General features: G+C 67.4%; 13 protein-coding genes. 10 read left to right on the top strand and 3 right to left on the bottom strand.

The genetic code is table 11. The features are described 5' to 3' along the window. Window positions 1–102: 102 nt before the first annotated feature. The 7 genes from hda (at window position 103) to thpR (ending at window position 5,137) form a co-directional block, all read left to right on the top strand. The gene (gene hda / locus HMPREF9710_RS06405; protein WP_005664949.1) at window positions 103–786 is read left to right on the top strand and encodes a DnaA regulatory inactivator Hda; all 684 of its coding nucleotides are present in this window, start codon (window positions 103–105) and stop codon (window positions 784–786) included. Next, window positions 783–1,457: an HAD family hydrolase gene (locus tag HMPREF9710_RS06400; RefSeq protein ID WP_005664948.1), complete on the top strand. Its 675-nt coding sequence runs from the start codon at window positions 783–785 to the stop codon at window positions 1,455–1,457. The genes hda and HMPREF9710_RS06400 overlap by 4 nt, the downstream gene beginning before the upstream one ends. Then, a complete protein-coding gene (pcnB, locus tag HMPREF9710_RS06395) occupies window positions 1,450–2,841 on the top strand; it encodes a polynucleotide adenylyltransferase PcnB (protein WP_005664946.1) in 1,392 nt (463 codons plus the stop codon). Before HMPREF9710_RS06400 ends, pcnB begins: the two co-directional genes overlap by 8 nt. Continuing rightward, complete coding sequence (gene folK / locus HMPREF9710_RS06390; protein WP_005664944.1) at window positions 2,838–3,311, top strand: 2-amino-4-hydroxy-6-hydroxymethyldihydropteridine diphosphokinase; 474 nt, start codon at window positions 2,838–2,840, stop codon at window positions 3,309–3,311. The genes pcnB and folK overlap by 4 nt, the downstream gene beginning before the upstream one ends. Window positions 3,312–3,323: 12 nt before the next feature. After that, a complete protein-coding gene (locus HMPREF9710_RS06385) occupies window positions 3,324–3,671 on the top strand; it encodes a DMT family protein (protein WP_005664942.1) in 348 nt (115 codons plus the stop codon). Window positions 3,672–3,747: 76 nt separating this feature from the next. Continuing rightward, window positions 3,748–4,614 (top strand): 3-methyl-2-oxobutanoate hydroxymethyltransferase, encoded by an 867-nt coding sequence (gene panB, locus HMPREF9710_RS06380; RefSeq protein WP_005664940.1) that lies wholly within the window; start codon window positions 3,748–3,750, stop codon window positions 4,612–4,614. 10 nt (window positions 4,615–4,624) lie between these two features. Then, complete coding sequence (gene thpR / locus HMPREF9710_RS06375) at window positions 4,625–5,137, top strand: RNA 2',3'-cyclic phosphodiesterase (protein ID WP_005664939.1); 513 nt, start codon at window positions 4,625–4,627, stop codon at window positions 5,135–5,137. Here thpR and HMPREF9710_RS06370 read toward each other — a convergent pair. Together HMPREF9710_RS06370 and HMPREF9710_RS06365 are read right to left on the bottom strand one after the other, a co-directional pair. Beyond that, the gene (locus HMPREF9710_RS06370; RefSeq protein WP_005664937.1) at window positions 5,127–6,275 is read right to left on the bottom strand and encodes an MFS transporter; all 1,149 of its coding nucleotides are present in this window, start codon (window positions 6,273–6,275) and stop codon (window positions 5,127–5,129) included. The two genes, thpR and HMPREF9710_RS06370, sit on opposite strands and share 11 nt — an antisense overlap. Further along, on the bottom strand, window positions 6,272–7,048 hold the full coding sequence (locus HMPREF9710_RS06365; protein ID WP_005664935.1) for a DeoR/GlpR family DNA-binding transcription regulator: 777 nt from the start codon (window positions 7,046–7,048) through the stop codon (window positions 6,272–6,274). The genes HMPREF9710_RS06370 and HMPREF9710_RS06365 overlap by 4 nt, the downstream gene beginning before the upstream one ends. Window positions 7,049–7,225: 177 nt before the next feature. Here HMPREF9710_RS06365 and HMPREF9710_RS06360 point away from each other — a divergent pair, with 177 nt between their 5' ends. From HMPREF9710_RS06360 to HMPREF9710_RS06350, 3 genes are all read left to right on the top strand, one after another. After that, window positions 7,226–8,284, top strand: coding sequence for a sensor histidine kinase (locus tag HMPREF9710_RS06360; protein ID WP_005664934.1), 1,059 nt, complete (start codon window positions 7,226–7,228; stop codon window positions 8,282–8,284). 3 nt (window positions 8,285–8,287) lie between these two features. Further along, window positions 8,288–9,034, top strand: a complete 747-nt coding sequence (locus tag HMPREF9710_RS06355; protein ID WP_005664932.1) for a LytR/AlgR family response regulator transcription factor — start codon at window positions 8,288–8,290, stop codon at window positions 9,032–9,034. A 128-nt stretch (window positions 9,035–9,162) separates the two neighbouring features. Beyond that, window positions 9,163–10,623, top strand: coding sequence for a high affinity choline transporter 1 (locus HMPREF9710_RS06350; RefSeq protein ID WP_005664929.1), 1,461 nt, complete (start codon window positions 9,163–9,165; stop codon window positions 10,621–10,623). 33 nt (window positions 10,624–10,656) lie between these two features. On the opposite strand, the gene HMPREF9710_RS06345 is transcribed toward HMPREF9710_RS06350, so the two are convergent. Beyond that, window positions 10,657–12,027 carry a glutamine synthetase family protein gene (locus HMPREF9710_RS06345; protein ID WP_005664927.1) on the bottom strand — a complete coding sequence of 457 codons (1,371 nt, stop codon included), beginning with the start codon at window positions 12,025–12,027 and terminating at the stop codon, window positions 10,657–10,659. Window positions 12,028–12,085: the final 58 nt, after the last annotated feature.

Genomic DNA, 12,085 nt, shown 5'->3' with positions numbered 1-12,085 from the left:
TCCCCATAACCGTTTGACGAACTAATTTGATTAACAGCGCAGCGGAAATCACCTTACTGGCATGCCATTTTCCCTTACCGCGGGCATGAACCGACGAACGCCATGAAACAGCTGGTGCTCGATTTAGGCGCCGAGCCGGCGCACAGCCTCGACACCTTCCAGGTGGGGGAAAATGCCGAACTGGCGCACCTGATGCACCTGTTCGCCGAGCGCGTCTCGCGCGAGCACTTCGCTTATCTGTGGGGCGATACCGGCGCCGGCAAGACCCACCTGCTGCAGGCGCTGGCAGCCAGCCCGGCCTCGCGCTACATCGCAGCAAGCGCGCCTGCCGAGCAGTTCGTGCACGCGCCCGAGGTCACGCTGTACCTGCTGGACGATTGCGACCGCCTCAGCCCGCGACGCCAGATCGACGCCTTCGCGCTGTTCAACCAGATCCGCGAGCACGGCGCCTACATGGTCTGCACCGGTCCGGTGCCGCCGGCCGTGCTGGGGGTGCGCGAAGACCTGCGCACCCGCATGGGCTGGGGCCTGGTGTACCAGATCCACGGCCTGTCGGACGACCAGAAGATCGAAGCGCTGACGCACGCCGCCGAGGCGCGCGGTTTGACCTTGTCGGCCAGCGTGTTACCCTATTTGTTGTCTCATTTCAAACGCGACATGCGTTCCCTGTCGACCATGCTGGACGCGCTGGACCAGTATTCGCTCGAAACCCAGCGCCCGGTCACGCTGCCCCTGCTGCGCGACCTGCTGTTGCAAGAGAATCTGCCGCTTGAACCCAAAGAATGAAAAACCTTGCCCTGTTTGACCTCGACCACACCCTGCTGCCGCTCGATTCGGACCACGAATGGGGAGAATTCCTGGCGCGGGTCGGCGCGGTCGACGGCGACGCCTACCGCGCCCGCAACGACGCCTTCTTCGCCCAGTACAACGCCGGCGTGCTCGACCCGGTCGAATACCTCGAGTTCGCGCTCGGCACCCTGGCGAGCTTTTCCCGCCTGGAGCTTGAATCCCTCCATGCGCGCTACATGCGCGAAGTGATCGAGCCGGCCATCAAGCCGCAGGCATTGAGGCTGGTGCGCGAGCACCAGGACGCCGGCGACCTGGTGGCGATCATCACCGCCACCAACCACTACATCACGGCGCCGATCGCGGCCGCCTTCGGCGTCGAGCACCATATCGCGGCCATGCCCGAACGCGACGCCGCCGGCAACCTGACCGGACGCCTGGCCGGGACCCCGAGCTCGGGCCCGGGCAAGATCACGCACATGCACGCCTGGCTGGAACGCCTGGGGCAGCCGTTCGGCAGCTTCGGCCGCAGCCATTTCTACAGCGATTCGCACAACGACATTCCGCTGCTGTCCATCGTCTCCCATCCGGTCGCGACCAATCCGAGCGCCGCGCTCGCGAGCCACGCGCAGCAACAGGGCTGGCCAACCATCCAACTATTCAATGATTAAAAAATTCATCCGTAAAATCCTGGGTGTGAAAGACCAGCGCGACGCCACCGAACCGACCATCCTCGGCCCGGCCGAACACGGCATCGACCCCAAGAACGTCTCGTCCAACGCGATCCGCGTCACGCAGACCCTGCAGGAAGCCGGCTTCAAGGCCTTCGTCGTCGGCGGCGCGGTGCGCGACCTGCTGCTGGGCGTGAAGCCCAAGGACTTCGACATCGCCACCGACGCCACGCCCGAGCAGGTAAAAAAGCTGTTCCGGCGCGCCTTCATTATTGGGCGCCGGTTCCAGATCGTGCACGTGATGTTCGGCCAGGACCTGCTCGAGGTGACCACCTTCCGCGGCAACGGCAGCGACAACGCGCCCAAGGACGAACACGGCCGCGTCCTGCGCGACAACAGCTTCGGCCCGCAGCACGAAGACGCGGCGCGCCGCGACTTCACCATCAACGCGATGTACTACGATCCGGCCACCCAATCGGTGCTGGACTACCACGGCGGCATCGAGGATATCCGCGCCAAGACCTTGCGCATCATCGGCATGCCCGAGGCGCGCTACCGCGAAGACCCGGTGCGCATGCTGCGCGTGGTGCGCTTCGCGGCCAAGCTGGGCTTCACGATCGAGCCGACCACGCGCGCGCCGATCCCCGTCATGGCGCCGCTGATCGACAACGTGCCGGCGGCGCGCGTGTTCGACGAAATGCTCAAGCTGCTGCTGTCGGGCCACGCCCTGGCCTGCCTCAAGGAGCTGCGCTCGGCCGGCCTGCACCATGGCTTGCTGCCCCTGCTCGACGTGGTGCTGGAGCAGCCGATCGGCATGAAGTTCGTGACCCTGGCGCTCGATTCCACCGACTCGCGCGTCAAGGCCGGCAAGGGCGTCTCGCCCGGCTTCCTGTTCGCCTCGCTCCTGTGGCACCAGGTGCTCGAAAAATGGACCGCCTACCGCGCCGCCGGCGAGGCGCCGATTCCCGCGCTGCACCTGGCGGCCGACGCGGTGCTCGAGACGCAAACCGAGAACCTGGCCCTGCAGCGCCGCATCGCCACCGATATGCGCGACATCTGGGCCATGCAGCCGCGCTTCGAGCGCCGCGCCGGCCGCGCGCCGTACAAGCTGCTGGAACACCCGCGCTTCCGCGCCGGCTACGACTTCCTGCTGCTGCGCTGCCAGTCGGGAGAACTGCCTGCCGAGGTGGGCGAATGGTGGACCGAGTTCTATGCGGCCGAAGGCGGCGACCGCGAGCGCCTGGTGGCCGCGGCCAACACGCGCGAGCGCGAAGGCGGCGCCACCAATGGCGCGCCGAAGAAGCGTCGGCCGCGTCGTGGCCCGCGCAAGAGCAGTGGCGAGGGCGGCGCGGCACCGGCAGCCGCGGCCGGATCGGAAGAATGAAGGCCTGGGTCGGGATCGGCGCCAACCTGGGCGACGCGCAGGCGAACGTGCTCGATGCGCTGGCGCGCCTGGCGCGGCTCGACGGCAGCACGCTGCTGCACACCTCGAGCCTGTACCGCACCGCCCCGGTCGACTCGGGCGGCGACGACTACATCAATGCCGTGGCCTGCCTCGACACCACGCTGGCGGCGCACGACCTGCTTGCGGCGCTGCAGGACATCGAGCAGGCCCATGGCCGCGAGCGGCCCTACCGCAACGCGCCGCGCACGCTCGACCTCGACCTGCTGCTGTACGGCGACGAGGTCATCGCCAGCCCGACCCTGACGGTGCCGCATCCGCGCATGCATGAACGCGCATTCGTGCTGCAGCCGCTGCTCGAGATCGCCCCCGACATCGACATTCCCGGCCACGGCCCGGCGTGCAATTTCGCGGCGCTGGTGGCCGGCCAGACCATCGCCAAGCTCGCGTAGGAAAGCGCACCCATGAACCTGCCCGTCTGGGCCCAGACCACGGGCCTCCTGATCCTGTCGAATGTCTTCATGACCTTCGCCTGGTACGGCCACCTGAAAGGCCTGCAGCACCGCGCCTGGTACGTGGCGGCCCTGATCAGCTGGGGCATCGCGCTGTTCGAATACCTGCTGCAGGTGCCGGCCAACCGCATCGGTCACACCCAGTTCTCGCTGGCGCAGCTGAAGATCATGCAGGAGGCGATCACCCTGACCGTGTTCGTGCCGTTCGCGATGTTCTACATGAACGAACCGTTCAAGCTGGACTACGTCTGGGCCGGCCTGTGCCTGGTCGGCGCCGTCTACTTCATCTTCCGTTCATGACCACTTGCCTGCAGGTTCGCGGGCGCCGCATTACACTACGCGGATCTGGACGTTCCAGTTTTACCAAAGGATTTGTATGAGCTCTTATTTGCAGGGTAACGATATGGCCACGACCGGCGCCGCCACGGCGCCGGCGCCGGCGCCCGCGTTGCCGAAGGCCGTGACCGTTCCCGCGCTGCTCGCCAAGCGCGCTGCCGGCGACAAGATCGCGATGCTGACCTGCTACGACGCCAGCTTCGCCTCGCTGATGGACCGTTGCGGCGTCGAGATCCTCCTGATCGGCGATTCGCTGGGCATGGTGTGCGCCGGCCACGACTCGACCCTGCCGGTGACGGTGGCCGACATGGTCTATCACACGGCCTCGGTCGCGCGCGGCAACAAGAACGCGCTGGTGCTGGCCGACATGCCCTTCGGCAGCTACGGCAACCCGCAGCAGGCCTACGACAGCGCGGTGCAGCTGATGCGCGCCGGCGCCCACATGGTCAAGATCGAGGGCGGCGCCTGGCTGGCCGACACCGTGCGCCTGCTGGTCGAGCGCGGCATTCCGGTGTGCGCCCACATCGGCCTGACCCCGCAGTTCGTGCACCAGCTGGGCGGTTTCAAGGTGCAGGGCAAGACCGGCGAAGGCGCCGAGCGCCTGAAGAACGACGCGCTGGCGCTGCAGGCGGCCGGCGCCGCCGTGGTGCTGCTCGAGGCGGTGCCGGCGGCCTTGGGCCGCGAAGTCACCGAGATGCTGTCGGTGCCGACCATCGGCATCGGCGCCGGTCCCGATTGCTCGGGCCAGGTGCTGGTGATGCACGACCTGCTGGGCGTGTTCCCGGGCCGCAAGGCGCGCTTCGTGAAGAACTTCATGGATGGCCAGACCAGCATCGACGCGGCCGTCATGGCCTACGTGGCGGCCGTGAAGGACGGCAGCTTCCCGGCGCCGGAGCACTGCTTCTAAGGTGAGCATCATGGGCCAGCAAAAGACATCGCGTCTGTTCCTGGCCCTGTGGCCCTCGGCCACGATACGCGGGCAGCTGCGCGAACGGCGCGATGCCTGGCAGTGGCCACGCGGCGCGACGCCGGTCCATGCCGACAAGCTGCACCTCACCCTGCACTTCCTGGGCGACGTTCCCTCCGAACGCCTGCCCGAACTCCTCGCTGGATTCGCGGTCCCGTTCGAAGCGTTCCGGATCGATCTCGGCAAACCCGTGCTGTGGCCGCATGGAATCGCGGTGCTCGAACCCTTCGCAGAGCCACCCGCACTGCTGGCCCTGCACGCGCGGCTGGCGAATGCGCTGGTTGGCCTCGGCCTGCAGCCGGAGCAGCGCAGCTATCGGCCGCACGTCACCATGGCGCGCCGCGCCGGCGGCGTTGCCGTGCCGCAGGATGGTCCGCCGATCGCCTGGCAGGCCGACAGGTATGCGCTGGTCGAATCGCAGGGCGGCGTCTACACCGTGCTGCGCGAGTACATCAGCGCTTGAGCACCCGCGCGCTCAGCGCGATCACGATCCCCGACAGCGACAGCGCGCCGAGCGCCACCATCACGCTCGAGTGCACCGCCACCCAGCCCAGCACCGGCGGCGCCAGCAACAGGCCGCCATAGCCCAGCGTGGCCACCGCCGCCACGCCCGCGCCGGGATGCATGCCGGGGATGCGCGCGGCGGCGCCGAACAGCAGCGGCACCACGTTCGCCGCGCCCAGGCCGACCAGGGCGAAGCCACAGCTCGACAGCACGAAATTGGTGCTGAGGACCGCCAGCGCCAGGCCGGCGAACATGGCCAGGCCGCCGATCACCATCACCCTCATCGCGCCGACGCGCAGGATGATGCGGTCGCCGGCGAAGCGGCAGGCCGCCATCGCGATCGAGAACGCCGAGTAGCCCAGCGCCGCCGATGCCGGCGAGGCGCCGGTGCGCTCCTCGAGCAGCAGCGCGCTCCAGTCGACCAGCGCGCCTTCGACCGCGAAGCACAGCAGCGCCAGCAGGCCCAGGCCGAGGGCGGCGCCGCGCGGCAGCATGAAGTGGCTGCCGCTCGCGTGCGCCGCGAAGCCCAGCACGCGCGGGGCCGTCAGGGCCAGCGCCACGGCGGTCGCCAGCGCCACCATCAGCGCGCCTTCGCCATGCCCCAGGCCCTGGCCGACCAGCACCCCGCCCAGGCTCGCGCCGAACAGGCCGCCCAGGCTGAAGAAGCCGTGGAACGACGACATGGTGGGCAGGCCGCGCGCGGTCTCGACCTCGCTGGCGTTGGCGTTCATGGCCACGTCCAGCGCCCCGTTGGACACACCAAACAGGAAGGCCGCCACGAACAGCAGTGGCAGGTTCGGCATGCTCATGATCACGGCCGTCATCAGGGCGAAGGCGAAGCCCGACAGCAGCACCATGCGGCGCGTGCCCCAGCGCCCGGTCAGGCCGCCCATCAGCGGCATCGCCATCAGGGCGCCGCCGGCAATCGTCAGCAGCACCAGGCTGAGCATGCCGGTATCGATGCCCATGCGCGCCTGCACGGTCGGCACGTGGGCGGCCCACAGGCCGATGCCGGCGCCGTTGAGCAGGAAGACGGTCGAGATGGCCCAGCGGCCGGCTTCGATGCTGCGTCGTTCGATGGTGGAGACGTGGGTCATGCCGGGGCCTTGTCGGTGAGTTTGATGTCGAGCGCGGGATGGCGTTCGCGCAGCGAGGCGATGGCGGCAGGCGGCGCATCGGCCTCCAGCACCAGGTGGTCGATCTGGTCCAGCGCGCCGAACAGGAAAGGCGCGCGGTCGTCGAAGCGTTCGTTGAGGACGGCGACCGCGCGCCGCGCACTCGCGGCCAGCATGGCCCCCTTGAGCGCCGCTTCCTCGGGATTCGAGGCAGCCAGGCCGCGCGCGGGGTCGAGCGCGCACACGCCCACCACGCCCAGGTCGGGCCGCAGGCGCTGCACCTCGGCCAGGGTGGCGGCGCCGATCACCGCGCCCTCGTTCGGATGATAGGTCCCGCCCAGCAGCACGATGCGGGTGCGCTGGAAACCACCCAGCGCCAGCGCGATCTGCGGGCTGTTGGTGACGATGGCGGCGCAGCAGCCGTCTTCGAGCAGGCGCGCCAGCGCCAGGTGGGTCGAGCCGGCGTCGATCAGGACCGTGTCGCCGGGGCGGATGCACTCGCGCAGCCCCTGCGCCAGCTGCGTCTTGCGCGGCAGGTCGCTGGCGGCGCGCTGCTCGAAACTGGCGGCCGGACGCAGGCGGATCGCGCCGCCGTGCACGCGCCGCAGCAGGCCGGCCGCATCGAGGTCGCGCAGGTCGCGCCGGATCGTGTCTTCGGACGTCGACAGGCGTAGCGCCAGCTCGGCCGCCGAGACCCGTCCTTCACGCTCGACCGCGTCGGCGATCAGTTGGCGTCGTTCTTCCGGCAATTGCATGTATTCGCTCCAGCTTGCTTGATATGTCACTGTACCGAAACAAGCAGTTTCATGCAAGAACATGCAAAATAATGCAGGCAAGCGTGTCATCGCATCCAAGCCGCAACTCGCGCCGTATTTCCTGCAACTGAGCGCATGGCATGGCGCAAGCAACGCAATCTCGACGATACTTAATAGATGAACCTGATCAAGTCCATCCTCCTGACTCCAATGTGGCGCGGCTATATCGCCATCTGGCTGGTGTACATCGTGCTGATCGCGGTGGTGCTCCAGACCAACACCCTGCTGACCGGGAACTTCGACCCGGCGATGATCTTCTTCGCCTTCGTGAGCATCGCGCCTTCGGCAATCGTGCTGACGCTGGTCTGGCCGCTCACCGGCTGGTTCGAGCGGCGCGGCGTGGGGCTGGGGTTGCGCTGCGCGATCCACTTCACGGCGGCGCTGGCGTTCGCCTTCGGCGCGCACATGGTGCTGACGCTCCTGCAGGAGCCTCTCGAGCGCGGGATCGAGTGGCATGTCTGGCCGTTCCTGTACAACGTCATGAGCTATACCGTGGTGGCCGGCCTGTTCCATACGATGCGCGCCACTGCCGCCGCCCAGCGCCAGGCGCTTGCAGCCCAGCAGGCGCGCACCCTGCTCGTTGCCGCCGAACTCGGCGCGCTGCGCAGCAAGCTCAATCCGCACTTTCTCTTCAATACCCTGCACTCGATCATCGCCCTTACCCAGCGCGACCCGGCCGCCGCCGAGACGGCGCTGTTCCAGTTCTCCGACATGCTGCGCTATGTGCTCGATACCGAGCGCGCCGGCGCCGACCGCGTGACGCTCGACGCCGAGCTGCAATTCTCGCGCGACTACCTGGAGCTGGAGCAGCTGCGCCTCGGGTCGCGCCTGCAGGTGCACTGGGATCTCGACCCGGCCCTTGGCGACTTCGTGCTGCCGGCCCTGACCCTGCAACCGCTCATCGAGAACAGCATCAAGCATGCCTTCAATCCGTATACCCGGCCCGGCCTGCTGCGCATCGAGAGCCGGCGCGACCCGCAGGCCGGCATGCTGCGCCTGACCGTGCGCGACGACGGTCCGGGCGCCGCGCAGGAGGCGATCGCCGCTTCGCCCGGCCTGGGCATCCGCACCATCGGCCGCCGCCTCGAACTCGACTACGCCGGGCGCGCGGCCCTGGAAATCGATTCGCGTCCCGGGGCCGGCTTTGCCGTCTCGGTCACCCTCCCCTGCACCTGACACATGAACACCAAGACCGTATTCTTCGCCGAAGACGAACCACTGGCGCGCGACGTGCTGCGCGACGCCATCTATGCCCATCCCGCCCTGCGCCTGGTGGGCGAAGCCGCCGATGGCGCCAGCGCGCTCGAACGCATCGGGCAGCTGCGCCCCGATGTCGTGTTCATGGACATCCAGATGCCCGAAATGACCGGCCTCGAGGTGCTGCGCCGGCTCGACTACCTGCCGCAAATCGTGTTCACCACCGCCTACGACCAGTACGCGGTGACCGCCTTCGAACTGCACGCGGTCGACTACCTGCTCAAGCCGTTTACCAGGGCGCGCTTCGCGGCCAGCGTGGCGCGCCTGCTGGATGGCGCCGAACCGCAGCAGGACCGCGCCGGCCTGGAGGATGCGCTGGCGCGCGCGGCGAGCGGCCCGGCGCGGCTGGACCGCATCCTGGTGCGCGACCGCGGCCGCATCTTCCCGCTCGCGGTGGGCGAGATCGAATACATGAAGGCCGATTCGAAGTACACGGTGATCGTGGCGCGTGGCCAGCATTTCCTGGTGCGCATCGGCATCTCGGAACTGGAGACACAGCTCGACCCGCAGCGCTTCATCCGCGTGCACCGCTCGGCGCTCGTGAATCTCGACTTCGTCGAATCGATGCGCGCCGACGAGCAGTCGCAGCTGCAGATCTTCATGCGCGACGGCGCCTGCATTGGCGCCAACCGCGAAGCTTCGAAGCTGCTGCGTGAGATGGCAATCTGATCGAATTTACTCTCAGGCAACATCGATTGGCAAATCGGCGCAAAGTTGCACTTACCGCCGGGTTCTGCCTTTATAATCGCGAATTTTCCGCCCGATAATAATTCCTGGCCTTCGGAGCACTCACCAGCATGAATATCACCCTGATCTCTTTCGTCGTGCTCTACCTGTTGGGTACGCTTGCCCTGGGCATGTGGGCGGGCACACGGATCAAGAACACCAGCGACTTCGCCGTCGCCGGCCGCAGCCTGCCGCTGATCATGGTGATCACCACCACCTTCGCCACCTGGTTCGGCGCCGAGACCGTGATGGGCATCCCGGCCAAGTTCGTGCAGGGCGGCCTGAACGCGGTGGTCGAGGATCCGTTCGGGGCCGGCATGTGCCTGATCCTGGTCGGCATGTTCTTCGCCGCCCGGCTCTATAAACTGAACCTGCTGACGATCGGCGACTACTACCGCCAGCGCTACGGCAAGGGCATCGAGGTGTTCTGCTCGGTGGCGATCATCCTGAGCTACCTGGGCTGGGTCGCGGCCCAGATCACGGCGCTGGGCCTGGTGTTCTCGGTGCTGACCGCCGGCGCCATGTCGCCGGCGGTGGGCATGATCGTCGGCACCCTGACGGTGCTGATCTACGTGGTGGTGGGCGGCTTCCTGGCCGTGGCCGTGACCGACTTCATCCAGATGATCGTGCTGGTGGTCGGCATGAGCGTGATCGCCTGGTTCGCCGCCGACCTGGCCGGCGGCGCCGGCAACGTGCTGGCGATGGCCCAGCAGGCCGACCTGTGGCGCTTCCTGCCCGAGCCGAGCCTCAAGGACGTGATGTTCTTCATCGCCGCCGCGGTCACGATGATGTTCGGCTCGATCCCGCAGCAGGACGTGTTCCAGCGCGTGATGTCGGCCAAGGACGCGCCGACCGCGCGCACCGGCGCCATCGTCGGCGGCGCCAGCTACATCGTGTTCGCCTTCGTGCCGATGTTCATCGTGGCCGCCGCCGTGGTCGTGATGGGCAGCACCGCGCTCGACCTGGCCCAGAACGACTACCAGCGCCTGCTGCCGACCTTCGTGATGACGCAGATGCCGCTGTTCATGCAGATCCTGTTCTTCGGCGCCCTGCTGTCGGCGATCAAGAGCACTTCGTCGGCGACCCTGCTGGCGCCGTCGACCAGCTTCGTGGAAAACATCCTCAAGAACCTGCGTCCGGGCATGACCGACCGCGAACAGCTGTTCGCGATGCGCATCTCGATCGTGGTGTTCGCGGCCCTGGTGCTGCTGTACGCGATCGCGATGGAAGGCACCTCGATCTACGAGCTGGTCTCGGGCGCCTACCAGGTGCCGCTGGTCGGCGCCTTCATTCCGCTGGTGATGGGCCTGTACTGGAAGCGCGCGACCACCCAGGGCGCCATGTTCTCGATCGGCGCCGGCCTGTTCACCTGGATCCTGTTCTTCGAGCAGATCACGTCGCTGGGCGAGCACTTCCCGGGCCAGCTGGCGGGGCTGATCGCCGCCTTCATCGGCATGGTGGTGGGGTCGCTGGCGCCGCAGGTGTTCAAGAATCGCGGCGAGGCGCAGCAGGTGCTGGAGGCGCGAGCCTGACGAGCGGTCGCTCGTCAGGCGCGCGCCTGCCGCTCAGACATGCAGCAGCAAATGCTCCCGTTCCCACGGGCTGATGACCTGCATGAACTCGCGGTGCTCGAGCTCCTTCACCGCCGTGTAGACGTCGATGAAGCGCTCTCCCAGCACGTCGCGCAGCCGGTCCTCGCGCCGCAGCAGGGTGATCGCCTCCGACAGGCCCTGCGGCAGCTCCACCGGCATATCGTAGGCATTGCCTTCGACCATCGGTGACGGTTCGATCGCTTCCGTCATGCCCAGGTAGCCGCAGGCCAGGGTGATCGCCAGCGCCAGGTAAGGATTGGCGTCGGCGCCGATCACGCGGTTCTCGACCCGGCGATCCTGCGAACCCGACACCGGCACCCGGAAGCCCACCGTGCGGTTGTCGATGCCCCACTGCAGGTTGATCGGCGCCGCCGTTTCGCGCACGATGCGGCGGTAGGAATTCACATAAGGCGCGACGATCGCCATCGCCGACGGCATGTAGCGCTGCAGGCCGCCGATGTACTGCTGGAACAGCGCCGAGGGCGAACCGTCGTCGTTGCTGAAAATGTTCTTGCCACTCTCGGCATCGACCACGCTCTGGTGCACGTGCATCGCCGAACCGGGCTCGCCCGCCATCGGTTTGGCCATAAAGGTGGCGTACATATCGTGCTTGAGCGCGGCCTCGCGCAGGGTGCGCTTGAAATAGAAGACCTTGTCGGCCAGGCCCAGCGGTTCGCCGTGCTGGAAGTTGATCTCCATCTGGCCGGCGCCGATCTCGTGGATCAGGGTGTCGACGTCGAGGTTCATCATCTCGCAGTAATCGTAGATGTCCTCGAACAGCGGATCGAATTCGTTGACGGCGTCGATGCTGTACACCTGGCGGCTGGTCTCGGCGCGGCCGCTGCGGCCGATCGGGGCCGCCAGCGGCAGGTCGGGATCGATGTTCTTGGCGGTGAGATAAAACTCGAGCTCGGGCGCCACCACCGGCTTCCAGCCGCGCTGCTCATAGAGCTTGAGCACGCGCCGCAGCACGCTGCGCGGGGCGAAATCGACCAGCCGGCCGTCGGCGTAATAGCAGTCGTGGATCACTTGCGCGGTGGGGTCGGCCGCCCACGGCACCATGGTGATGGTGGTCGGGTCGGCGCGCAGGATCATGTCGCGGTCGATGCTCGAGATGGCGCGCTCGTAGGCGTCATCGCGCTCCGGCGTGTTGCCGGTGACGGTCATGCCCAGCACCACCTCGGGCAGGCGCATGCCACGGTCGTCGGCGAATTTTACGCGCGGCAGGATCTTGCCGCGCGCCACCCCGGTCAGGTCGGGGACCAGGCATTCGATCTCGGTGACCCGCTTTGCATCGAGCCACTCTTCCATATCAGTATAGCTGAACTTTTCGCGAATTGCCATGTAGTTGCCTCACTGTCGTTGAAGGGTGCAGCAGGCAGGAGAGTCGGGGGGCCGCGAT

Origin of the sequence: Massilia timonae CCUG 45783, from assembly GCF_000315425.1 — a bacterium.
Lineage (GTDB): Bacteria > Pseudomonadota > Gammaproteobacteria > Burkholderiales > Burkholderiaceae_D > Telluria > Telluria timonae.
The sequence above is the reverse complement of the archived record's forward strand: the minus strand, read 5'-3'. Positions and strand labels throughout refer to the sequence as shown.

Bases quoted from the DNA above. Each gene is read 5' to 3' on its own strand.
- thpR (WP_005664939.1), top strand. From the start codon at position 4,625: ATGGGCCAGCAAAAGACATCGCGTCTGTTCCTGGCCCTGTGGCCCTCG.
- HMPREF9710_RS06345 (WP_005664927.1), bottom strand. From the start codon at position 12,027: ATGGCAATTCGCGAAAAGTTCAGCTATACTGATATGGAAGAGTGGCTC.
- pcnB (WP_005664946.1), top strand. From the start codon at position 1,450: ATGATTAAAAAATTCATCCGTAAAATCCTGGGTGTGAAAGACCAGCGC.
- HMPREF9710_RS06370 (WP_005664937.1), bottom strand. From the start codon at position 6,275: ATGACCCACGTCTCCACCATCGAACGACGCAGCATCGAAGCCGGCCGC.
- HMPREF9710_RS06400 (WP_005664948.1), top strand. From the start codon at position 783: ATGAAAAACCTTGCCCTGTTTGACCTCGACCACACCCTGCTGCCGCTC.
- HMPREF9710_RS06385 (WP_005664942.1), top strand. From the start codon at position 3,324: ATGAACCTGCCCGTCTGGGCCCAGACCACGGGCCTCCTGATCCTGTCG.
- hda (WP_005664949.1), top strand. From the start codon at position 103: ATGAAACAGCTGGTGCTCGATTTAGGCGCCGAGCCGGCGCACAGCCTC.
- panB (WP_005664940.1), top strand. From the start codon at position 3,748: ATGAGCTCTTATTTGCAGGGTAACGATATGGCCACGACCGGCGCCGCC.
- HMPREF9710_RS06350 (WP_005664929.1), top strand. From the start codon at position 9,163: ATGAATATCACCCTGATCTCTTTCGTCGTGCTCTACCTGTTGGGTACG.
- HMPREF9710_RS06355 (WP_005664932.1), top strand. From the start codon at position 8,288: ATGAACACCAAGACCGTATTCTTCGCCGAAGACGAACCACTGGCGCGC.
- HMPREF9710_RS06360 (WP_005664934.1), top strand. From the start codon at position 7,226: ATGAACCTGATCAAGTCCATCCTCCTGACTCCAATGTGGCGCGGCTAT.
- HMPREF9710_RS06365 (WP_005664935.1), bottom strand. From the start codon at position 7,048: ATGCAATTGCCGGAAGAACGACGCCAACTGATCGCCGACGCGGTCGAG.
- folK (WP_005664944.1), top strand. From the start codon at position 2,838: ATGAAGGCCTGGGTCGGGATCGGCGCCAACCTGGGCGACGCGCAGGCG.